The following is a 23,166-nucleotide window of genomic DNA, read 5'->3' as shown; positions in this document are numbered from 1 at the left end:
CATGATGGGTCGGCTGTCGACAATAGCGCCATCATTTACTCAGGAGTTACTCGCCATGGCCTTGGCCCACACCCTCGGTTTTCCTCGCATTGGCGCCGACCGCGAACTGAAAAAAGCCCTCGAAGCCTATTGGAAGGGTGATCTCGACCAGGCCGCGCTGCAAGCCGTTGGCCGTGAACTGCGAGCCAGGCACTGGCAATTGCAGAAGGACGCCGGCATTGACCTGCTGCCGGTTGGCGACTTCGCCTGGTACGACCAGGTGCTGACCCATTCCCTGAGCTTCGGTGTGATCCCCGAGCGTTTTGACCGTACCAAGGATGAGCGCGGCCTGCCGACCCTCGACACGCTGTTCGCCATGGCCCGTGGCGCCAGTAGCGCGTGCTGCGGTGAACACGGCAAAGCGCAGTACGCCCAGGAATTGACCAAGTGGTTCGACACCAACTACCACTACCTGGTCCCGGAATTCAGCGCTGACCAGCAGTTCAAGTTGAGCTGGGAACAGTTGTTCGATGAAGTCGAAGAAGCCAAGGCCCTGGGGCACGACGTCAAACCGGTGATCATCGGCCCGCTGACCTACCTGTGGCTGGGCAAGGCCAAAGGCAATGACTTCGACAAACTCGACCTGCTGGAACGCTTGCTGCCCATTTATGGCGAAATCCTTGGTCGCCTCGCTGCCCAGGGCGTGGAGTGGGTGCAGATCGATGAACCGATCCTGACCCTGGACCTGCCGCAAACCTGGAAAAATGCCTTCGAACGCGCTTACCACATCCTGCAGTATTCACCGCTGAAAAAACTGCTGGCGACCTACTTCAGCGGCCTGCAAGACAACCTCGGTCTGGCCGTCGGCCTGCCGGTGCAGGGCCTGCACATCGACGCGGTGCGCGCGCCGGATCAGCTCGGCCAGGTGCTGGACCGCCTGCCGATCTACAAGATTCTCTCGGTGGGCCTGGTCAACGGTCGTAACGTCTGGCGCTGCGAACTGGAGCCCGTGCTTGCACAACTGCAATTTGCCCAGGAACGCTTTGGCGACAACCTGTGGGTCAGCAGTTCCTGTTCGCTGCTGCACAGCCCGGTGGACCTTGAGCGTGAAGATAAACTCGATCCCGAGCTGAAAAGCTGGCTGGCGTTTGCCGTGCAAAAGTGTGGCGAAATCGCTGTGCTGCGCGATGCCCTGAACGATCCGCAAGCGCCCAAGGTACAAGCGGCTCTGGCTGAAAGTCGTGCGATTGCAGCTAGCCGCGCCGAGTCGCCACGCATTCACAAGGCTCAGGTGCAAGCACGCATCAGCGCCATCGGTGCGGCGGATAGCCAACGTCAGTCGCCGTTCGCCAAACGCATCGAACAGCAGCGTGCGCGACTGAAGTTACCGGCGTTCCCGACCACCACCATCGGCTCGTTCCCGCAGACCGCTTCGATTCGTCTGGCGCGTCAGGCCTTCAAGCAAGGCAAGCTGTCGGTCAACGATTACACCGACGCCATGCATCACGAAATTCGCCACGCCGTGCAGATTCAAGAACGTTTAGGGCTGGATGTGCTGGTGCACGGTGAAGCCGAGCGCAACGACATGGTCGAGTACTTCGCCGAGCAGCTGGATGGTTATGCCTTCACCCGTTTCGGCTGGGTCCAGAGCTACGGTTCACGCTGCGTCAAACCGGCGATCATCTACGGCGACCTCAGTCGTGCGAACGCCATGACGGTGGACTGGATCACTTACGCCCAGAGCCTGACTGGCAAGGTCATGAAGGGCATGCTCACCGGCCCCGTGACCATGCTGATGTGGTCGTTCCCCCGCGAAGACATCTCGCGCAAAGTCCAGGCGCAACAACTGGCCCTGGCGCTGCGTGACGAAGTGGTCGACCTGGAAGCCGCCGGCATCAAGATCGTGCAGATCGACGAGGCCGCATTCCGTGAAGGTTTGCCGCTGCGCCGGTCGCAATGGCAGGAGTATCTGGATTGGGCGGTGGAAGCCTTCCGCTTGAGTGCCAGCGGTGTGCGCGACGAAACCCAGATCCACACCCACATGTGTTACAGCGAGTTCAACGATGTGATCAAGGCTATCGCTGCCATGGACGCGGACGTGATCACCATCGAGACCTCGCGCTCGGACATGGAGCTGCTGGAGGCCTTCAAGGCCTTCGACTACCCGAACGACATCGGCCCGGGTGTCTACGACATCCACTCGCCGCGGGTACCGGACACCTCTGAGATCGTCGCGTTGATGCGCAAGGCCGTTGAGCGTGTCCCGGCCGAGCGGCTGTGGGTCAACCCCGATTGCGGCCTGAAAACCCGCGCCTGGCCGGAGACCGAGGCGGCACTGGTGAACATGGTGGCGGCGGCCCGTCAGTTGCGCAGCCAGTTGGCTTGACGTCCTGCGGTGCCTTGTCAGGCGCCATCGCGAGCCGGAGCGCTGCCCACGCGTTACCTGCTCGCGAAAAACAAGCGCGCGGTCATTGAAAATGACCGTTCGGCGGCCTTCATCAAATTGTCACGCAACTGTGGCAGCGCGCTTGAACAAACATCATCAGACTCGCGCTCTACTGGAGTTCTGCGTTTCGGTGTTTTTCATGCGGGTGTTCATACTGCTGGTCGGACTGTGGTTCGGCCTGCCTTCCTTTGCGGCGTCGCGCTGCGACGTCAATGTAGCGACCCAGCGGGTCGATCTGCCACAGGTGAGCCTGGCGTACCAGAGCATCGGTCGCGCGTCCGATCCGGCGTTGCTGCTGGTGATGGGCTTGGGCGGGCAACTGATCCACTGGCCGGACGAGGTGGTGCAGGCGCTCTGTGAGCAGGGTTTTCGGGTGATTCGCTACGACAATCGCGATGTCGGCTTGTCGACCTGGCGCCAACCGCCCGCCGACGCCAACCTGGCCTTCGAAGCGCTGCGCTACAAGCTGGGTTTGCCGGTATCGGCACCGTACACCCTCACCGACATGGCGGAGGACGGCCTTGGCCTGATGGATGCCCTGCAGGTGGAGCAATTCCATGTCCTGGGCGCGAGCATGGGCGGGATGATTGCCCAGCATATGGCGGCGATGGCGCCGCAGCGGGTGGAAAGCCTGACGCTGATCATGAGCAGCTCCGGGGCCGAAGGGTTGCCGGCACCGAACGCGGCGCTGGTGCAATTGCTCTCGCGCCGCAGTGCACCGAACCGTGAAGTGGCCCTGGAGCAGCAGGCTGATCTGCTGGCCGCGCTCGGCAGTCCGAACATCGCCGATGATCGCCAGGCGTTGTTGCAACAGGCCGCGCAATCCTATGACCGGGCGTTCAATCCCGAAGGCGTGAAGCGCCAGATCATGGCCATCCTCGCCGAGCCGAGCCGGGTTGCGCTGCTCAATCAGTTGCGGGTGCCCACCCTGGTGGTGCACGGCACGGCCGACCCGTTGCTGCCGGTGATGCACGGCATTCACCTGGCGGCCCATATCCAGGGCAGCCAACTGAAGCTGATCCCGGGGCTGGCCCATCGTTTCCAGGAGGCGTTCAAGGCGCCGTTGCTGGCGGCGGTGTTGCCGTATCTGCAGCAACACCGGGAAGACATCTCGCACTGGGCGCAGATTGATCCATTACCGGGTGTGAATATGCTTTAAGACAACGCCACCCGAAGGAGCGAGCGCGCTCGCGATGGACGTTAACGATAACGCGAGCTATCTGGATAAACGCGCGTGGTCCTCACGCTTTTCGTCGGAACGCCGCCCGGAGCAAGCTCGCTCCGACAGTGTCAGGCATGCACCCGCACCCAGACGCTGACCAGGACGGTGGCGGCCATCAACCAGGCCACGGCGGCCACGGCCAGCGAAGCCTCTAGGCGCATTTTGTCCACCATCACATACAGGGTCGCCAGGTACACGAAGTACGGAATGATCGACCACATGCCAAACACGATGGTGGTCTTGAGGTCCTCCAGCGAGCGGCCTTTGCCGACGATGTAGTGGGCGATCAGGGCGAAGGTCGGGAACAGCGGCACCAGGCCTGCGATGTAGTAGTTCCTGGTCTTGGCCAGTGCGGCGAGAATAACCACCACCGCGGCGCCCAGCGCAGCTTTTAACAGTAGATCCACACGTATTCTCGATTCGGGGTTAGTGACTCAGGCCGTATTTCTTGACCTTGTCGAATAGGGTGGTCTTGGCCATTCCCAGCTCCAGGCTGGCCTGGGTCAGGTTGCCGCCACTGCGCTGCAAGGCGTCGTTGAGCAGGTTGCGTTCGAAGGCTTCCACCGCTTCGGAGAAGGCCAGGCCCTGGGCGGCGCCGCTGCCGGATTTCTTGAAGGCCGGCAAGCCGAGGGCAAAGCGTTCGGCGACGTTGCGCAGTTCGCGCACGTTGCCCGGCCAGTCGTGGCTCATCAGGTTGGACAGGGTCTGGTTGTCCAGTTCCGGCGGGCTGCGGTCAAAGCGCAGGGACGACTGCTGCAGGAAATGCTCGAACAATTGCAGGATGTCTTCGCGACGTTCGCGCAGCGGCGGCAGTTCCAGGGTCACCACGTTCAAGCGGTAATACAGGTCGCTGCGAAACTGACCGGCGCGGCCCAGTTCGTCGAGGTCGGACTTGGTGGCGGCAATCACCCGGCAGTCGACGGCCACGCTCTGGTTCGAACCCAGTCGTTCCAGGGTGCGCTCCTGCAACACCCGCAGCAGCTTGATCTGCAGCGCCAGTGGCATGCTTTCCACTTCGTCGAGGAACAGCGTGCCGCCATCGGCGTGCTCGATCTTGCCGATCCGTCGTTTTCCGGCACCGGTAAAGGCATTGGCTTCGTGGCCGAATATTTCGCTTTCGAACAGGTTTTCCGGCAGGCCACCGCAGTTCAGCGCGACAAACTGCCGGGACTGCCGGCGACTGAAATCGTGCAGGCAGCGGGCAACCAGTTCCTTGCCGGTGCCGGTTTCGCCTTCGATCAGCACGTTGGCCGAGGTGTCGGCGACGTTGGCAATCAGCTCACGCAGGTGTTGCATGGCGGGCGAGCGACCGATGATTCGCCCCTCCAGCGAGTCGCGTTCGGCCAGTTGCCGGCGCAACGACGTCACTTCACGGGCCAGGCTGCGCTGCTCCAGGGCGCGGCGCGCAACGTCCACCAGGCGTTCCGGGGAGAAGGGTTTCTCCATGAAGTCGTAGGCGCCTTTCTGCATGGCGTCGACGGCCATCGAAATGTCTCCATGGCCGGTGATCAGCACCACCGGCAGGCTGCGGTCACGGGCCTTGAGTCGGCCCAGCAGCTCCAGGCCATCAATGCCCGGCAGGCGAATGTCGCTGATGACGATACCGGCGAAGTTGTCGCCGACCTGTTCCAGGGCTTCTTCGGCGCTGCCGACGCCTTGGCAGGGAATGTCTTCCAGGGCCAGGGCCTGCTGGCAACCGAGCAGGACATGGGGATCGTCTTCGACGATCAGCACACTAAGATTGTTGTTCATATTCGCTCGGCGGGAAGGGGGCTTACCCACGGTAAACTGAGGACAAAAGCGGTACCACCGCTGGCCGGGTGCTCGACACCCAGGCTGCCGCCCGTGGCGGCCGCCAGGCTTGCCGACAAGGTCAGGCCCAGCCCCAGGCCTTGTTCGCCGGGTTTGGTGGTAAAGAAGGGTTCGAACAGATGTTTGCGGGTCTCGGCGTCGATGCCGTGACCGTTGTCGCGTACGCACAGGCGATACTTGCCGTCGACGATGTCGCCTTCGAGCCACAGCTCGGGCGCGGGCTGGGCGTGCATGGCGTCCAGGGCGTTGCCGATCAGGTTGACCAGGATCTGTTCCAGGCGGGTCTGGTCAATCTGCACCTGCTCGTCACTGAACGCACGGTGCACTTGCAACGGCGCATTTTCCAGGCGCGGGCCAAGCACTTGCAGGGCGGCATCGATCGCTTTGCCGAGGCTGGCCTGGCCCTTGTCTTCACCACGGCGGGCGAAGGAGCGCAGGCTGGCGGTGATCCGGCCCATGCGGTCGATCAATTCGTTGATGGTTTTCAGGTTGGCACTGGCGGTGTCCAGTTGCCCGCGCTCAAGGAACCGCACGGTGTTGCCGGACAAGGTGCGCAGGGCTGCCAGCGGCTGGTTCAATTCATGGGCAATGCTGGTGGACATCTGGCCGATGGCGGCGAGCTTGCCGGCCTGTACCAGTTCATCCTGCGCGTGGCGCAGGGTTTCTTCGGCCTGGCGCCGTTCACGGATCTGACTCTTGAGCCGATCGTTACTGGCCCGCAGGTCGGTGGTGCGTTCGGTAATCCGACGCTCCAGTTGATTGTTGGCTTCTTCCAGCGCCTCGCGAGCCGCCAGACGGGTCGCGACCACCTTGCGTCGCTCATTCCAGGCAATCAGCAGGAAGGCACACAAGGCGAACGCCACGGCCACCAGAATCCCCTGGTTAATGGCCTCGCGTCGCAGGTCTTGCAGCGGCGTGAGCAGGGTGAAATTCCACGGCGTGTCGCTCAGCGGCCGGGTCTGGGACAGGTAGCTGATGGCTTCTTCATCGGAGGCCACTTCGGCGTTGGCCGGGAAGGTCAACTTCTCCACGCCTTCGGCCAGTCGTTCGCGGGCCAGCGGTTCCAGTTCGTTCAGCGGGAACCAGTAGTACTGCAGGCTGCGGGCCAGGCGCTCCTTGGTGTCCTCGCTGAGCGGACGCACCGCCTTGAGTCGCCGCGCCGGGTCGCTGGAGAGAATGATGATGCTGTTCTCGTCGCTGACAAAGGCTTCCAGGCGGGCGCGCTGCCAGCGTTCTTCCAAGGCTTCCAGGCGTACCTTTACCACGGCGACGCCGATGATCTTGCCCTGTTCTTCCAGGCCATGGGCCAGGTAGTAGCCGGGTTCGCCGTTGGTGCTGCCGATGCCATAGAAGCGTCCGGGCTGACCCCGCACGGCATTCTGGAAGTAGGCACGGAAGGACAGGTCTTCCCCCAGGTAGCTGTCGAAATCGCGCCAGTTGCTGGTGGCCAGCACTCGGCCGGTGGTGTCCATCACGTAGATCGCCCGACTGCGGCTGCGCCGGTTCAGGCCTTCGAGGTAAGTGTTGACCGTTTGCCGGAGCTCTGGCGTCGGGTCGGCCAGCAGTTGGGAAACGCTCGATTCGAGCTCCAGCAGGCTGGGCAGGTAGGTGTACTTGCTGATTTCGCTTTCCACGGCACGGGCGTGCAGTTCCAGCTGGCGTTGGCCGTTTTCGCTGAGGCTGCGAACACCGTAATGCTCGCTGACCCAAAAGCCGAGGTAGCCTAATGCGGCCATCAACAGGATGACCAGCGGCGGCAGAAACAGATGGCGAATCAGACGGGGTTTCACGGCGAGTGATGGCGGTGCGGCGCGATAATGGCTAGGGTCGCATTTCATCACAGATGCCTTGGGTCAACCAGTGTGGCAGCGGGCTTGCCTGTTGGTTGGGTCGAACGCAGAACTTGTGGCGAGGGAGCTTGCTCCCGCTCGGCTGCGAAGCAGTCGTAAAACCGGTCAATGCGGTGTGTCAGTCAACATGCATTTGCAGGTTTTGGGGTCGCTACACGACCCAGCGGGAGCAAGCTCCCTCGCCACAAGGGCAAGCCTGCCCTCCTAATTGAGGGCAGTGCCGGTTTTAGTGTTGCAGGATCTTGTTGAGGAAGTGCTGTGTACGTTCGGCGCGGGCGTTGATGTCGCCGAAGAACTCCTCTTTCTTGCAGTCTTCGATGATCTTGCCGGCGTCCATGAAGATCACCCGGTCCGCCACTTTACGGGCGAAGCCCATTTCGTGGGTCACGCACATCATGGTCATGCCTTCGTGGGCCAGTTGCACCATGACGTCGAGCACTTCGTTAACCATTTCCGGGTCGAGGGCCGAAGTCGGTTCGTCGAACAGCATGACAATCGGATCCATCGCCAGTGCACGGGCAATCGCCACACGCTGTTGCTGACCACCCGAGAGCTGGCCCGGGTGTTTGTGGGCGTGAGCCGACAGACCGACGCGCTCAAGCAGTTGCAGGCCTTTCTTGGTGGCTTCTTCCTTGCTGCGGCCCAACACCTTGATCTGCGCGATGGTCAGGTTTTCGGTGATGGTCAGGTGCGGGAACAGTTCGAAGTGCTGGAACACCATGCCCACGCGCGAACGCAGTTTCGGCAGGTTGGTCTTCGGGTCGGCGATGGAAGTACCGTCGACCACGATGTCGCCTTTCTGGAACGGTTCCAGGGCGTTGACGCACTTGATCAGGGTCGATTTGCCGGAGCCGGACGGCCCGCAGACCACGATCACTTCACCTTTTTTGACCTCGGTGCTGCAATCAGTCAGCACCTGGAAGTCCCCATACCACTTGTTGATGTTCTTGATAGAGATCATACGGCGAACCTTTTTTGCAGACGCTTGACCAGCTGCGAGGCGGCAAAGCTGATGATGAAGTACACGAGACCTGCGAAGATCAGGAACTCATTGGAGCGGCCAATGATGTCGCCACTGGCGCGCGAAGCATTGAGGAAGTCCACCAGGCCGACCGCGTAGACCAGCGAGGTGTCCTGAAACAGGATGATGCTCTGTTGCAGCAGCAGCGGGGTCATCTTGCGGAACGCTTGCGGCAGGATGATCAAGCGCATCATCTGGCCGTAGCTCATGCCCAGTGCCTGGGCAGCGCCCATCTGGCCCTTGGGAATCGACTGCACGCCAGCACGGACGATTTCGCAGAAGTACGCCGCTTCGAACATCATGAACGCCACGATGCACGAGGCGAACGCGCCGATCGGTGTGTCTTCGCCAGTGATCCAGCGCAGTACGAATGGTACCGCCAGGTAGAACCAGGTGATCACCAGCAGCAGCGGGATCGAGCGGAAGTAGTTGACGTAGGCACCGGCAATGTTCGACAGCAGTTTGCTGTGGGACAGACGCATCAACGCCAGGATAGTACCAAGGATGATCCCGCCGACGACGCCCAACGCCATCAGTTGCAGGGTCATGACCATGCCGTTCCACAAACCCGGCAGGGACGGGATGATGCCCGAGAAGTCGAATTCCATCATTTACCCCCTACGGAAATCAGGCCCGGTACGGCGACTTTCTTCTCGACCAAACGCATCAGCAGCATCAGGCTCATGTTCAGGGTGAAGTAGATCAGCGTTGCCAGGGTGAAGGCTTCGAACAGGTTGGCGGAGAACTCGGCGGTCTGCTTGGTCTGCGCGAGCAGTTCCATCAGGCCGATCAGCGAGGCTACGGAGGTGTTCTTGAATACGTTCAGGAATTCCGAGGTAAGCGGCGGAATGATGATCCGGTAGGCCTGGGGCAGCAGCACGTTCCAGTAGATCTGTGGCAGCTTGAAGCCCATGGCGCGGGCCGCGGATTCCTGGCCGCGAGGTAGCGCCTGGATACCGGTACGCACCTGTTCGCAAACGCGGGCCGTGGTGAACAGGCCCAGGCACACAACGACGCTGAGGAAGGCCGAGGTGGTCGGGTTCAGGTCCTGCTTGTACCACTCCTGCAGGTCCGCCGGCAGCAGGTCGGGTACCAGGAAGTACCAGATGAACAGCTGAACCAGCAGCGGCACGTTACGGAAGAGTTCGACGTAGCAGGTGGCGATGCCCGATACGATGCGGTTCGGCACGGTACGCATGACGCCCAGGATCGAGCCCAGTGTCAGGGCAATGATCCAGGCCGCGATGGCGATGCCGATGGTCCAGGCCAGACCGGACACGTACCAGTCGAGATACGTCTCGCTGCCCACGCCGGTGGACTTGAAGAACACGCCCCAGTCCCAGTTGTAATTCATTAGGGTCTCCCCTCGGATTCGATCAATGTACAAATACCCGCTTGGGGGAAGCTCCGTTCCCGCCCGACCCAGGTGGCCTGTGTGGTCAGTTCTGTTAGCTCAACTTCGGCGCCAGAGGTCCATATCCTGCATTGCTGTTCCTCGCCATAGCGGGCTATGACTCGTCACAGCGCCTTGGCTATGAACTTCTGGCATCCGAATTTGAGCCAACGAACTAACCGTACAGGCCACTCCGATCAGGCACACACGCTCGGCTCGACAGCCACCGGTTCGAGTGTTTCCAAAAAATGCCAGCAGGGAGTGACAACCTCCTGAGAGGGCCGCGGCCCCCTCAGGAGATAAGGTTAGTCAGAAATCAGGACTTCTTGTCGTCAGCCGCTTTATCGGTCGGTTTGGCGATCAGGGCCTTGAGCTCGTCGCTCATCGGGAAGTTCAGGTTCAGGCCTTTTGGCGGGATCGGTTGCATGAACCATTTTTCGTAGATCTTGTTGATCTCGCCCGATGCGTAGGTGGCCTTGATGGCGTCATCCACAGCCTTTTTGAACGGCTCGTCGCCTTTGCGCACCATGCAGCCGTAGATTTCGTAGGACTGTGGAGTGCCGGTCACGGCCCAGTCGCTTGCCTTCTTGGCCTTGGCCGCTTCACCCGCCAGCAGGGCGTCGTCCATCATGAAGGCCACTGCGCGGCCGGTTTCCAGCATCTGGAACGACTCGCCATGGTCTTTGGCGGAGATGACGTTCATGCCCATCTGCTTGTCGGCGTTCATCGCCTTGAGGATGCGCTCGGACGTGGTGCCGGCGGTGGTCACGACGTTCTTGCCGGCCAGGTCAGGGAAATCCTTGTACTTGGAGTCTGCCTTGGACAGCAGGCGAGTACCGATTTCGAAGATGCCCACGGAGAAGTCAACTTGTTGCTGACGTTCCACGTTGTTGGTGGTGGAGCCGCACTCGAGGTCCACGGTGCCGTTCTGCACCAGCGGGATACGGGTTTGCGAAGTCACCAGGTTGTATTTGACCTGGAGGTTCGGCATGTCCAGGTCTTTTTTCAGCGCTTCAACGACTTTCAGCTGAATATCGTGGGAGTAGCCGACCGGTTTGCCGGAAGCGTCTGCAATGTAGGAAAACGGAATGGAAGCGTCGCGATGGCCCAGGGTGATGGTGCCGGACTCTTTGATCTTCTTCAGGGTGCCGGTGAGTTCGGCGGCGAAAACTGGCGTGCTGATCAGAGCGGCAGCAATGGCTGCGCCCAGGATATGGGGAACGATGCGCATCAAATTTTCCTCGACATTGTTATTTTATGGAGCCAGTTCTTCGGCTCTCTTGTGCAGCGGAATGCCTGGAGGGCTCCTGAAGTGTTGGCACCTCAGGCATTCGTCCAAGAGTGTAGAGCATGAGTCGTGCCAGGCTAGGGCTTTCAAGTTAACTTGTTGATTTATAAGGATATTAAATATTTGTGGCGACGATGTTCGAGGAGGAAGGTCCGGTTAACCGAATCGACCGCAGAGTCGCGTTCGGAAAACCGAATGCATTTCCGTCGGTATTGCCCACTTTGCCCGGGAGCGATCAGGGGGCATCAGAATGTACAAAGCCCCTGGACCTATCGGTGCCAGGGGCTTTTGATCCATCGAATCGGCAATCAGGCCGCTTCGATCTTCCGACGGTTCATTTCAACCGTGTCCAGGTATTGCTGAACCTTCGCTTGCTCGTCCTGGGTGGTGAACAAGCCCAGTTTGCTGCGGCGCCACAGGATATCGTGAGCGGTGGTAGCCCATTCTTCGCTGCACAGGTAATCGACTTCGCGGCTATAGAGACCGCCGCCCAGGTGTTCACCCAGGTCGTTCAGGTTCTGCACGCCTTCGAGCATGCGCCAGGTGCGGCTGCCGTAGGTGGTGGCCCAGCGTCGGGAGATTTCCGTTGGTACCCAGTCGAATTTGTCGCGAATCAACGCACTCAAGGCCTGGGGGGTGGTCATGTCTTCACCGCCTGGTAGGGTCGCACTGGCGGTCCAGCTTGGCTTGATGTCCTTGAAGTAAGGGGCCAGTTGCGCCATGGCCGATTCGGCCAACTTGCGGTAAGTGGTCAGCTTGCCGCCGAACACTGACAGCAGTGGGGCTTCTTCGCCGCTGCCGGACAGCGCCAGGGTGTAGTCCCGGGTCACGGCCGACGGGTTGTCGGACTCGTCGTTACACAGTGGGCGAACACCGGAATAGGTGTGCAGGATGTCCTCGCGGCTGATCTGTTTCTTGAAGTGCGCATTGACGACCTTGATCAGGTAGTCGGTCTCGCCCTCGGTGATTGCGACTTTGGCCGGGTCGCCCGTGTATTCACGGTCCGTAGTACCAATCAGGGTGAAGTGATTGAGGTACGGGATCGTGAACACGATGCGCTGATCTTCGTTTTGCAGGATATGCGCGTGTTCGCCTTCGTACAGTTTTGGCACGATCAGATGGCTGCCCTGGATCAGGCGGATGCCGTAAGGCGATTCCATCTTCAGGTCGTCGCGAATGAATTTGGCGACCCATGGGCCGGCAGCGTTCACCAGCGCCTTTGCGCAGATCGAGAACAGGCTGCCGTCGGCACGCTCCAGATGCAGGTGCCACAGGCCTTTACTACGACGGGCGCTGACGCAACGGGTCTGGGTGTGGACGTGGGCACCTTTTTCTCGGGCAGCCATGGCGTTGAGTACTACGAGGCGGGCGTCGTCGACCCAGCAGTCGGAGTACTCGAAGCCCTTGGTGATTTCGCTTTTCAGTGCGCTGTCGGCGCCGAATTTCAGGCTTCTGGAGCCGGCGAGTTTCTCGCGCTTGCCCAGGTGGTCATACAGGAACAGGCCGGCACGGATCATCCACGCCGGACGCAGGTGCGGGCGGTGAGGTAGCACGAAGCGCATCTGCTTGACGATGTGCGGTGCCTTGGCCAGCAGCACTTCCCGTTCTGCCAGGGCCTCGCGCACCAGGCGGAATTCGTAGTGTTCGAGGTAGCGCAGGCCGCCGTGGATCAGCTTGCTGCTGGCGGACGAGGTATGGCTGGCCAGATCGTCCTTTTCGCAAAGGAACACCGAGAGACCGCGGCCGGCGGCATCCGCTGCAATCCCGACACCATTGATCCCACCACCGATAACGGCAATGTCATAGATCTCGGCAAGTGGGGGCGTCAGGGTGGAAGTGCGCATTGGCTGGCCTCGGACTCTTTTGATTATCTGTATTTGAATTCGAACATTAATGTTCATTTGCGAAAATGTTAGCTCATAAAGGCGGGCACGGCCAGTCGGCTTCGATTGAAAAAACTCATCGAAGGGCCGCTAAAGGAAAATTTTCGAACATTAATGTGAGGTGCAGCTCTTTTGTGGCGAGGGAGCTTGCTCTCGCTGGGCCGGTCCGCGTTCGGGCACGGCAGCCCCAGAACCATTCAATCGAACTCATTCAGATGCACCCGACCCGCCGCCGGGTGTGCGACGGCTTCGCCGCCGAGCGGGAGCAAGCTCCCTCGCCACAGGGGAGCTTTACCGTCGGGTGGGATTAAACGACTTCCAGGCGAATCTTGTGGTGGTTCAGCAGTTGCGCCAAGGCAGGTACCGGCTGCTGGTCAGTTACCAGGCAGTCGATCAGGCTGATGGGGCCCAGGCGAATCATGGCATTGCGCCCGAACTTGCTGGAGTCGGCCGCCAGGATCACTTGCCGGGCGTTGGCGATGATCGCCTGGGAGACCCGCACTTCCTGGTAGTCGAAGTCCAGCAGGCTGCCGTCCTCGTCGATGCCGCTGATGCCCACCAGAGCATAATCGACCTTGAACTGGTTGATGAAGTCGACACTGGCCTGACCGACAACGCCGCCATCGCGGCGTACGTTGCCGCCGGTGAGCAGCACATCGAAGTCGTCCTTGGCGCTGAGCATCGAGGCGACATGCAGGTTATTGGTGATGATCTTCAGGTGGCTGTGGTTGAGCAGCGCCCGAGCGATGGATTCGGTGGTGGTGCCGATATTGATGAACAGCGAGGCGTGGTCGGGGATTTGCCGGGCAATGGCTTCGCCGATGCGCTGTTTTTCGTCGCGCATCTGGTCGGCGCGCATGGCATACGCGGTGTTTTCCACGCTTGAGTCATAGGCTGCTCCGCCATGGTAGCGACGCAACAGGTTGTCTTCGGCCAGTTGATTGATGTCGCGGCGGATGGTCTGCGGTGTCACAACGAACAGTTGGGCCATTTCCTCAATGCTGACGTAGCCGCGTTCGCGGACCAGTTCGAGGATTTGCTGCTGACGGGGAGGCAGATTCATGGGGCTTCCTTTGGGCTGCCGTGCAAAATTTGCCCATGATGACGCAGGAATCTGCTCCCTACCAGTTTCCAAACAACGTGAAAGCTACTTCGTGCTGGACGCCTTTGGCGTTACGCAAGCAATCCTGCGTTACAAACAGGCTCGGACTGCTCATTTACAACCTCGTAAAGTCGTGTGCGACCGCAGCCGGTCCTCGCCTGTTTTTGCCTTGTCTTTCCTTCGCTCGCTACGCTTTCACGCTGCTTGGACATACCGATACGAGTGCTCAGTCTGGCTTACTCAGCACCTTCGTGCGGCTCCCAGTCGCGGGTGCGGCTGACGGCTTTTTTCCAGCCGGCGTAGAGTTTTTCCTTTGTTGCTTCGTCCAGTTGCGGGTCGAACTCTCGTTCGATCACTGCCTTGCCACGCAGTTCTTCCAGGCTGCCCCAGAAGCCACAGGCCAGGCCGGCCAGGTAGGCGGCGCCGAGCGCGGTGGTTTCACGCATTTGCGGGCGCTCGACCTGGGTGCCGAGAATGTCGGCCTGGAACTGCATCAGGAAGTTGTTGGCGACCGCGCCGCCGTCCACTCGCAGGGCCTTGAGGCGTTCGCCGGAGTCCTGTTGCATGGCGTCGAGTACGTCGCGGGTCTGGAAGGCAATCGACTCCAGGGCGGCACGAATGATGTGGTCCACCCGTACGCCGCGGGTCAGGCCGAATAAAGCACCGCGGGCATAGGGGTCCCAGTATGGAGCGCCCAGGCCGGTAAAGGCGGGCACCAGGTACACGCCGTTGCTGTCCTTGACCTTGTTGGCGAAGTACTCGGTGTCGTGGGCGTCGTTGATGATCTTCAGTTCGTCGCGCAACCACTGCACGGTGGAGCCGCCATTGAATACCGCACCTTCCAGCGCGTAAGCGACTTCACCCCGGGGGCCGCAGGCGATGGTGGTGAGCATGCCGTGGCTGGATTTCACCGCTTTGGTGCCGGTGTTCATCAGCAGGAAGCAGCCGGTGCCGTAGGTGTTTTTCGCCTGGCCTGGTTCCACGCACATCTGGCCGAACAGGGCAGCCTGCTGGTCACCGGCGATACCGCCGATGGCGATGCCGCTCTTGGTGTGCCCATAGATTTCCGACGAAGACTTCACCTCTGGCAGCATCTCGCGCGGGATGTCCAGCACCTCCAGCATCTTCGCGTCCCACTCCAGGGTGTGGATGTTGAAGAGCATGGTGCGCGAGGCGTTGGTGTAGTCGGTGACGTGGGTCTTGCCGCCAGTGAATTTCCAGATCAGCCAGCTGTCGACGGTGCCGAACAGCAACTCGCCCTTGCGCGCCCGCTCGCGGCTGCCCTCGACGTTGTCCAGGATCCACTTGAGCTTGGTGCCGGAGAAGTACGGGTCGGTGACCAGGCCCGTGGTGTCGCTGATGTATTGCTCGTGACCGTCGCGCTTGAGTTGCTCGCAGATCTCGGTGCTGCGGCGGCACTGCCAGACGATCGCGTTATAGATCGGGCGGCCGGTGGTCTTGTCCCAGACCACGGTGGTTTCACGCTGGTTGGTGATGCCGATGGCGGCCACCTGGTCATGGTGCAGGCCGGCTTGTGCCAGGGCCTCGACCATCACCGCGCTTTGGGTGGCGAAGATTTCCATCGGGTCGTGCTCGACCCAGCCGGCTTGGGGGTAGTGCTGGGCGAATTCGCGTTGTGCGGTGCAGACCACGTTGGCGTCACGGTCGAAGATGATCGCGCGCGAGCTGGTCGTACCCTGATCGAGGGCAATGATGTAGTTCTTATTCTGTGTGTCGGTCATGTCGATTGCCTTGGACGAAATAAGGGAGTGGATGGGGGGCGCGTGGTCAAGGATGGGCAGGAACGCGCGCCGCCGCTTTCAGGAAACTCGTGGTTTGCCGTCAATGGCTGGTTCTGCATCCTTTGTAGCAGGTTCGGCGCCAGGCAGATGACGGGCAATGAGCCCGCGATAGGCCGCGGCACCGAGGCAGGCACCGACAATCGGTGCAAAGACAGGAATCAGGAAGTAAGGAATATCGCGGCCGCCAGTGAAGGAAATTTCACCCCAGCCAGCGAAAAAAGTCATCAGTTTCGGACCGAAGTCACGTGCCGGGTTCATCGCGAAGCCGGTCAGCGGGCCCATCGAACTGCCGATCACCGCGATCAGCAGGCCAATCAGCAGCGGTGCCAGCGGGCCTTTCGGCAGGCCATTGTTGTCGTCGGTCAGGGACATGATCACGCCCATCAGGATCGCAGTGATGATGACCTCGACGAGGAACGCCTGACCTGTCGACAGGGCAGGGTTGGGGAAGGTGGAGAACACGGATGCCAGTTCAAGGCTGGCCTGGCTGCCACGGACCATTTGATGGCTTTGTTCGAAATCGAAGAACAGGTTGCTGTAAAGCGTGTAAACCAACAAGGCGGCGCAGAAGGCGCCAGCGACCTGAGAGAGGATGTAGAACGGCAGTTTGCGTTTTTCAAAGTCGGTGAAAATGCTCAGGGCAATACTGACGGCCGGGTTCAGGTGCGCGCCGGAAACACCCGCGGTCAGGTAGATCGCCATGCTCACGCCAACCCCCCAGATAATGCTGATTTCCCACAGGCCAAAGCTGGCACCGGCGACTTTGAGCGCGGCAACGCAACCGGTACCAAAGAAGATCAGTAAGGCAGTGCCCAGGAACTCGGCCATGCATTGGCTCGAGAGCGAAGGTTGCTGTAAAGCAGTTGTCATTGAAAACCTCGGTTTTTGTTGTTGTCTGGCGCTGTTTCCGAAAGGACTGAGCGCGATTTTCACCGAGGCAGGATCCCCATCCTGGTCTCGGCTTGCTGCCGGGTGTTGCTAGGAATCTTCGCATATATTCAGATTCGAAAAAATATAGACAAGAAACGCTGCTGTCAAAGGTCGAAAGTGAACTGTCAGTCACTTTTAAACTGACGGCTTGATGAATGACTGCGGGTTCGAGGTGTGGAACAGTCCTGGTCTGGCTCTCCAGGTTGGCGCCTGCGGAGGGATAAAACGCTGGCCATGAAGCCTTTTGCTGTCTGATGTCCTAGAATCCGGCGCAACATTTTTGTTGTTTTGCCACGCTTGGAGCTGCCATGACCCCCGCATTGGATCTGCTGAAAAAAGTTCGAGCCGAACATCGCGTGCACAGTTATGAACATGATCCGAAGGCCGCCTCGTATGGGCTGGAGGCTGCGGAAAAGCTGGGGCTGGACCCCGCGCAAGTGTTCAAGACGTTGCTGGCGGCGAGTGAAAAGGGCGAGTTGCTGGTCGCTGTGGTGCCAGTCGTCGGAAGCCTGGACCTCAAGGCGCTGGCCCAGGCCGCGGGGGTGAAGAAAGTCGAGATGGCTGACCCTGCCGCCGCGCAACGGGCGACCGGCTATTTGTTGGGTGGCATCAGCCCGCTGGGACAAAAGAAGCGCCTGCGCACCTTCATCGATAACAGTGCCCAACCTTTTGCAAGTGTTTATGTCAGTGCCGGGCGGCGGGGCCTGGAGGTCGAGTTGGCGGCGTCGGTGCTGGCCGAGCACACCCAAGCCAAGTTTGCCGATATCGGTCGCGGCTGACGGTTGCGCTGTATGGTGAAAATTGGCCGGCTCTGTCTCTGCCCGGCTGGCGACGGTTACTGCATGCTCGCGTCCGACTTATCACAAGGAGGTCCGCGCCATGCAGTTAGCGTTTCATCAGGTCGATGCGTTCAGCGAGCGCCCGTTCAGTGGCAATCCGGCGATGGTCTATCGGCTCGATACCTGGCTCAGTGATGAGCTGATGCAACAAATCGCCGCCGAACACAACCTCGCCGAAACGGCGTTTGTGGTGCGCGAAGCCGAGGGTTGGCGTATCCGCTGGTTCACGCCTGCTACCGAAGTACCTTTGTGTGGGCATGCGACGCTGGCCAGTGCCTATGTATTGTTCGAGGTCTTTCACGAGCCGGCCGAGCGCCTGGACTTCATCAGCCAGTCCGGCCCCTTGAGCGTGACTCGGGAAGGCGAGCGGCTGTGGCTGGACTTTCCTGCCATCGATGCGCGTGAGGTGCAGGACTATCAGCAAGTGGCGCGGGCGCTGGGGGTGCAACCGGTCGAGGTGCTGGGTTCAAACGAATTGTTGGTGGTGCTGGAGTCAGAGCAGGCAGTCATCGATTGCCAGCCTGACATGGCTGCGCTGGCAAAGCTGCCTTGGTTGGGGGTGATCGTGACGGCCCGTGGAGCACAGCATGATTTCGTGTCGAGGTATTTTGCCCCGGCCATCGGTATCAACGAGGACCCGGTCACTGGATCGACCCATTGCCTGTTGATCCCCTATTGGGCGCAGCGTCTGGACAAAACCAGGCTGACGGCGTTTCAGCGTTCGGCGCGGGGAGGGGAGTTGTTCTGCCGCCTGGAAGGCAGTCGGGTGAAAATCGGCGGTCATGCGACGCTGGTGGCCAGCGGGACCTTGATGTTGGATTGATGATCTGCTCCCGCGTGGGAATGCAGTTCGTGACGCTCCGAGTCACTGGACGCGGAGCATCCCTTGAGGCATTCCCACGCAGAGCGTGGGAACGATCAAGCGAACTCTGTTCAGCTGGCAGTGCTGTACCGCCGAACCCCTGACTCGATCTGCGCAATCTGCGCGGCCATGCTGCCGGGCGCCTGGAACAGCACCAGGTGTTCAGCCGCCACACGAATGCCGACTTCGGCTCCGACCAGATGGTCGGCGTGGCTTGGAAAGATCGACTCCAGTTGGCTGCCCGTCGGCAGTTGCAGGCGATACAGGGTCGAGGCGCCGAGGAACGACTTACCCACGATCCGCGCTCTCAACGGGCTGTCGGGGGCATAGACAATGTCGTCGGGACGCAGTAACACGTCCACGGCACCGCCGATTGGCCAGGTGTAAGCACGATTACCGCGCAGTTCGCCGAGCTCGGTTTGCACCGATTCGGGGGTCTGCAACTGGCCGCGAATGAAGTAGCCCTGGCCGATAAAACTGGCAACGAAAGGTGTCAGTGGTTCGTGGTACAGGTTGTAGGGCGTGTCCCACTGTTCCAGTCGACCTTCCTTGAACACCCCGACCTGGTCGCTGACCGCGAAGGCTTCTTCCTGGTCGTGCGTCACCAGAATCGCACTGGTGCCCCGGCTCTTGAGGATATCCCGGACTTCGTGGCTCAACTTGCGTCGCAATTCGCCATCGAGGTTGGAAAACGGTTCGTCCAGCAACAAGAGTTGTGGCTCTGGCGCCAGGGCCCGGGCCAGTGCGACCCGTTGCTGCTGGCCGCCAGACAGTTCGTGGGGGAAGCGCTTGCCCAGGTGCTTGAGATTGACCAACTCCAGCATCTCGGCGGTGACCCGTTCTTTGTCCGGGTGCTTGCGAATGCCGAAGGCAATGTTGTCGGCCACGCTCAGGTGAGGAAACAGGGCATAGTCCTGGAACACCATGCCGATCCGGCGTTTCTCCGGGGCGAGGGTAAAACCGGCGCTGGAGATGGTTTCACCCGCCAGCTGGATTTCCCCTTCGTGAATCGGCTCGAAGCCTGCAATCGCGCGCAGGGTTGTGGTTTTGCCGCAACCGGATGAACCGAGCAGGCAGCCAATGTCACCGGCATTGAGGTGCAGGTTGAGGTTCTGAACGACCCGCTGGTCTTGATAGCCGCAGGCCAGGTTGCGCAGGTTCAGCAGTAATGGATGGCTCATGCGTGATGGTACGCAGGCTCGACGAGAAACTCGAGCAAGGCCTTTTGTGCGTGAAGACGATTTTCTGCCTGGTCCCAGGCGACCGAGCGCGGGTCGTCCAGCAGGTCGAGGCTGATTTCTTCGCCACGGTGGGCGGGCAGGCAGTGCATGAACAGGACATCCTCTGCGGCGAGATCGAGCAGGGTGCGATTGACCTGAAACGGCGCGAACAATGTGAGGCGCTTGGCGGTTTCTTCTTCCTGGCCCATGGAGGTCCAGACGTCGGTGCTGACCAGATGGGCGCCCAGCACGGCAACCTTCGGATCGCGGACGATGGTCACGCGGTCACCTGCTCTTGCCACGAATTCCGGGTTGGGCTCGTAGCCCTCGGGGCAGGCGATGCGCAACTGGAAGTCGAACTGGATGGCGGCTTCTATATAGCTGTTGCACATGTTGTTGCCGTCGCCGATCCAGGCGACGGTCTTGCCCTGGATCGAGCCGCGATGCTCAAGGAAGGTTTGCATGTCGGCCAGCAGCTGGCACGGGTGCAGGTCATCGGACAAGCCGTTGATTACCGGTACGCGCGAGTTGGCGGCAAATTCGGTCAGGGTGCTGTGGGCGAAGGTGCGGATCATCACCGCATCGAGCATGCGCGACATGACGATGGCGCAGTCGCCGATCGGCTCGCCGCGCCCCAGTTGGGTGTCGCGCGGCGAAAGGAAAATCGCCTGGCCACCCAGCTGGATCATGCCTGCTTCGAACGACAGGCGGGTGCGGGTCGAGGACTTCTCGAAAATCATGCCCAGGACGCGGTTTTTCAACGGCTCGAACAGTACGCCGCGGTTACGCAGGTCTTTGAGCTCAATGCCTCGACGGATCACGCTGACCAGCTCTTCGGGCGTGCAATCCATCAGGGAGAGAAAGTGCCTTGCGCTCATCATTGACTACCTTTTTGCAACGGACCGCAGATACTCAAAGCCTTGTTTCATTGGAAAACGGGCGAGACCTGCGGCGTAAGCCGCACGGGGCGACGAAATAGGGGAAGGCGCGATATTGACATTAAATGTCGCGTCTTACCAATAGGCTACAGTTTTTAGGGGATTTCAGAGGGGCTACGGGACGATCGCGGTAGCGCTTTTGAAGCCTGTTTCCTGACAGCAGCCAGTCCTTTGTACACTGCCCTCGCGCGCCTTGGCAATCGAGCGAGACGTTCAAGGTGTCGCCCTGGTCGGTTTCTGACTGATAGGGCCCGGTGCCCGGGGCCGCTATCGGCAGGCCTGATGGCTGGCGATTCACAAGACGAACGTCGCTGGCGCGGCGGCCGGTCACGGCCCATAGTTTTGTTCCCGCAACCGTGCGTTGGTTGCCCCGAATAAAACAGAGACTGGCCATGACCAAGACTCTCAATTACCGTGCGTGCCACCTGTGTGAAGCCATTTGCGGCTTGACCATCGAAACCACGGCAACCGACGATGCCGGCCTGCAGATCACCTCAATCAAGGGCGACGCGCAAGACAGCTTCAGTCGCGGCCATATCTGCCCCAAGGCGGTGGCCTTGCAGGATATCCAGAACGATCCCGATCGCCTGCGCCACCCCATGCAGCGCGTGGGCAGCGAGTGGCAAGCGATTGCCTGGGAAGACGCGTTTGCCCTGGTGGCTGAACGCCTTGCAGCGATTCAGGAGCGCCATGGCCAGAACGCTGTCGCGGTGTACCAGGGCAACCCCAGCGTGCACAACTATGGGTTGATGACCCACAGCAACTATTTCCTCGGCCTGCTGAAAACCCGCAACCGCTACTCCGCGACTTCGGTCGACCAATTGCCCCATCACCTGACCAGTCACTTGATGTATGGCCACGGGCTGCTGTTGCCGATTCCCGACATCGATCACACCGACTTCATGCTGATCCTGGGCGGCAACCCGCTGGCCTCCAATGGCAGCATCATGACCGTGCCGGATGTGGAAAAGCGCTTGAAGGCGATTCAGGCACGGGGCGGCAAAGTGGTGGTGGTCGACCCGAGGCGCAGCGAGACAGCTGCGATTGCCGACCAGCATCTGTTTGTCCGCCCGGGAGGCGATGCGGCGCTGTTGTTCGGCTTGCTCAATACCCTGTTCAGCGAAGGCCTGACGCGCGACAGTCATTTACCGGTCGATGGGCTGGAGGAGGTTCGCCAGGCGGTCAGCGGCTTCAGTGCTGAAGCGATGAGCCCGCTGTGCGCGGTACCGGCCGGGCAGATTCGGCAACTGGCCCGGGATTTCGCCGCCGCCAGGACTGCGGTTTGTTATGGTCGCATGGGCATTTCCACCCAGGCGTTCGGTACCTTGTGCCATTGGCTGGTGCAGCTGATCAACCTGGTCACCGGTAACCTGGATCGGGTCGGAGGCGCACTGTGCACCGAGCCGGCTGTCGATCTGGTGGCGTCGACCTCGGGTGGGCATTTCAATCAGTGGCAAAGCCGGGTGTCCGGGCGTCCGGAGTACGGCGGTGAGTTGCCGGTGTCGGCGCTGGCCGAAGAGATGCTCACCGAAGGGGAGGGGCAGGTGCGTGCGCTGGTGACCGTGGCCGGTAACCCGGTGCTGTCGACCCCCAATGGTCGACAACTGGAACAGGCGCTGGACGGGCTGGAGTTCATGGTCAGCATCGACCTGTACATCAACGAGACCACGCGCTATGCCGATCTGATCCTGCCGTCGACCTCGGCGCTGGAAAACGATCACTACGATACGACGTTCAATATGTTCGCCGTGCGCAATGTCAGCCGCTTCAACCGGGCCATCCTGCCCAAGCCCGAGGGCGCGCTGCACGACTGGGAGATTTTCGTCGGACTGGCCAAGGCGTTTGCGGTCCGGACCGGCAAAGAACTCAAACCCACGATGCCACCGGCGCAGATGATCGATTTTGGTTTGCGCGCCGGCCGCTATGGCGATGCCTCGCCGTACAAGCTGTCGGTGGCGAGCCTGTTCGATCACCCCCACGGCATCGACCTGGGGCCGCTCAAGGCCAACCTTGGGCCGCGCCTGAAAACCGCCAATCAGCGCGTGCAGGCCGCGCCGCCAGCGATCCTGGCGGACCTGGCGCGATTTGCCGCGCAACAGCTACCGGTCGCTGATGAGTTGTTGTTGATCGGTCGTCGCCATGTGCGCAGCAACAATTCGTGGATGCACAATTATCACCGCCTGGTGAAGGGTAAGCCGCGTCATCAGTTGCTGATGCATCCAGAGGATCTTGCCAGCCGTGGGCTCAACGACGGTCAGCGGGTGCGGGTCAGCTCGCGGGTCGGGGCGATCGAGGTCGAGGTGCTGGGCAGTGTCGAGATGATGAAGGGCGTGGTCAGTCTGCCCCATGGCTGGGGGCATGCGCGGCCTGGTGTGCAGATGACCATCGCCATGGGGCAACCAGGCTCCAGTGCCAATGACCTGACCGATGAGCAGCAACTGGATGAGTTGTCCGGCAATGCGGCGCTCAATGGGGTGCCGGTGACGGTGGCAGCCGCGTAGGCATGTCTGTCGGGGAGGCCGAGCATCGCGCCCGGCTTTCCGTTACAATGCGCCACCGTGCCGACAACTGAGTCGGAA

18 protein-coding genes are annotated in these 23,166 nt (G+C 60.8%); 5 read left to right on the top strand and 13 right to left on the bottom strand.

What is annotated here, in order from left to right; all coding sequences use genetic code 11:
- Nucleotides 1–55 precede the first annotated feature (55 nt).
- Both metE and CKW29_RS05185 read left to right on the top strand, forming a co-directional pair.
- Nucleotides 56–2,365, top strand: coding sequence for a 5-methyltetrahydropteroyltriglutamate--homocysteine S-methyltransferase (metE, locus tag CKW29_RS05190; RefSeq protein ID WP_095148013.1), 2,310 nt, complete (start codon nt 56–58; stop codon nt 2,363–2,365).
- 199 nt (nt 2,366–2,564) lie between these two features.
- A complete protein-coding gene (locus CKW29_RS05185; RefSeq protein WP_095145152.1) occupies nt 2,565–3,584 on the top strand; it encodes an alpha/beta fold hydrolase in 1,020 nt (339 codons plus the stop codon).
- A gap of 131 nt (nt 3,585–3,715) precedes the next feature.
- Here CKW29_RS05185 and CKW29_RS05180 read toward each other — a convergent pair whose 3' ends face one another.
- The 11 genes from CKW29_RS05180 to CKW29_RS05130 all read right to left on the bottom strand — a co-directional run bounded on the left by CKW29_RS05180 (nt 3,716) and on the right by CKW29_RS05130 (nt 16,668).
- Nucleotides 3,716–4,045: a GlpM family protein gene (locus CKW29_RS05180; protein ID WP_172736522.1), complete on the bottom strand. Its 330-nt coding sequence runs from the start codon at nt 4,043–4,045 to the stop codon at nt 3,716–3,718.
- Between the two features lie 28 nt (nt 4,046–4,073).
- Nucleotides 4,074–5,399: a sigma-54 dependent transcriptional regulator gene (locus CKW29_RS05175; protein ID WP_095148012.1), complete on the bottom strand. Its 1,326-nt coding sequence runs from the start codon at nt 5,397–5,399 to the stop codon at nt 4,074–4,076.
- Nucleotides 5,396–7,297: a sensor histidine kinase gene (locus tag CKW29_RS05170; RefSeq protein ID WP_095148011.1), complete on the bottom strand. Its 1,902-nt coding sequence runs from the start codon at nt 7,295–7,297 to the stop codon at nt 5,396–5,398. The genes CKW29_RS05175 and CKW29_RS05170 overlap by 4 nt, the downstream gene beginning before the upstream one ends.
- Nucleotides 7,298–7,535: 238 nt before the next feature.
- Nucleotides 7,536–8,270, bottom strand: a complete 735-nt coding sequence (locus CKW29_RS05165) for an amino acid ABC transporter ATP-binding protein (RefSeq protein WP_095145155.1) — start codon at nt 8,268–8,270, stop codon at nt 7,536–7,538.
- Nucleotides 8,267–8,938 (bottom strand): amino acid ABC transporter permease, encoded by a 672-nt coding sequence (locus CKW29_RS05160; protein WP_095145156.1) that lies wholly within the window; start codon nt 8,936–8,938, stop codon nt 8,267–8,269. Before CKW29_RS05160 ends, CKW29_RS05165 begins: the two co-directional genes overlap by 4 nt.
- A complete protein-coding gene (locus CKW29_RS05155; protein WP_095145157.1) occupies nt 8,938–9,684 on the bottom strand; it encodes an amino acid ABC transporter permease in 747 nt (248 codons plus the stop codon). The genes CKW29_RS05160 and CKW29_RS05155 overlap by 1 nt, the downstream gene beginning before the upstream one ends.
- 355 nt (nt 9,685–10,039) lie before the next feature.
- Nucleotides 10,040–10,954 carry a glutamate/aspartate ABC transporter substrate-binding protein gene (locus tag CKW29_RS05150; RefSeq protein ID WP_046041277.1) on the bottom strand — a complete coding sequence of 305 codons (915 nt, stop codon included), beginning with the start codon at nt 10,952–10,954 and terminating at the stop codon, nt 10,040–10,042.
- Nucleotides 10,955–11,319: 365 nt separating this feature from the next.
- Nucleotides 11,320–12,855, bottom strand: coding sequence for a glycerol-3-phosphate dehydrogenase (gene glpD / locus CKW29_RS05145; RefSeq protein ID WP_095145158.1), 1,536 nt, complete (start codon nt 12,853–12,855; stop codon nt 11,320–11,322).
- A gap of 346 nt (nt 12,856–13,201) precedes the next feature.
- On the bottom strand, nt 13,202–13,957 hold the full coding sequence (locus CKW29_RS05140) for a DeoR/GlpR family transcriptional regulator (RefSeq protein WP_095145159.1): 756 nt from the start codon (nt 13,955–13,957) through the stop codon (nt 13,202–13,204).
- A 275-nt stretch (nt 13,958–14,232) separates the two neighbouring features.
- Nucleotides 14,233–15,738, bottom strand: coding sequence for a glycerol kinase GlpK (gene glpK, locus CKW29_RS05135; protein ID WP_095148010.1), 1,506 nt, complete (start codon nt 15,736–15,738; stop codon nt 14,233–14,235).
- A gap of 78 nt (nt 15,739–15,816) precedes the next feature.
- Nucleotides 15,817–16,668, bottom strand: a complete 852-nt coding sequence (locus CKW29_RS05130; RefSeq protein WP_095145161.1) for an MIP/aquaporin family protein — start codon at nt 16,666–16,668, stop codon at nt 15,817–15,819.
- Between the two features lie 368 nt (nt 16,669–17,036).
- Between CKW29_RS05130 and ybaK the strand changes: the two genes are divergently transcribed.
- Nucleotides 17,037–17,507, top strand: a complete 471-nt coding sequence (gene ybaK / locus CKW29_RS05125) for a Cys-tRNA(Pro) deacylase (RefSeq protein ID WP_095145162.1) — start codon at nt 17,037–17,039, stop codon at nt 17,505–17,507.
- A 100-nt stretch (nt 17,508–17,607) separates the two neighbouring features.
- Nucleotides 17,608–18,390, top strand: a complete 783-nt coding sequence (locus tag CKW29_RS05120) for a PhzF family phenazine biosynthesis protein (protein ID WP_095145163.1) — start codon at nt 17,608–17,610, stop codon at nt 18,388–18,390.
- A 110-nt stretch (nt 18,391–18,500) separates the two neighbouring features.
- Here the strand turns inward: CKW29_RS05120 and CKW29_RS05115 are convergent, their stop codons facing one another.
- Together CKW29_RS05115 and argF are read right to left on the bottom strand one after the other, a co-directional pair.
- Complete coding sequence (locus CKW29_RS05115) at nt 18,501–19,610, bottom strand: ABC transporter ATP-binding protein (RefSeq protein ID WP_095145164.1); 1,110 nt, start codon at nt 19,608–19,610, stop codon at nt 18,501–18,503.
- Nucleotides 19,607–20,527, bottom strand: coding sequence for an ornithine carbamoyltransferase (gene argF / locus CKW29_RS05110; RefSeq protein ID WP_095145165.1), 921 nt, complete (start codon nt 20,525–20,527; stop codon nt 19,607–19,609). Before argF ends, CKW29_RS05115 begins: the two co-directional genes overlap by 4 nt.
- A 452-nt stretch (nt 20,528–20,979) precedes the next feature.
- Between argF and CKW29_RS05105 the strand changes: the two genes are divergently transcribed.
- Complete coding sequence (locus CKW29_RS05105; protein ID WP_095145166.1) at nt 20,980–23,088, top strand: molybdopterin oxidoreductase family protein; 2,109 nt, start codon at nt 20,980–20,982, stop codon at nt 23,086–23,088.
- Nucleotides 23,089–23,166 lie beyond the last annotated feature (78 nt).

This window comes from Pseudomonas sp. Irchel s3a18 (assembly GCF_900187535.1).
In the GTDB taxonomy this organism is placed as follows: Bacteria; Pseudomonadota; Gammaproteobacteria; order Pseudomonadales; family Pseudomonadaceae; genus Aquipseudomonas.
Note: the sequence above shows the minus strand (reverse complement) of the source record. Positions and strands in the feature narration are given on the sequence as shown.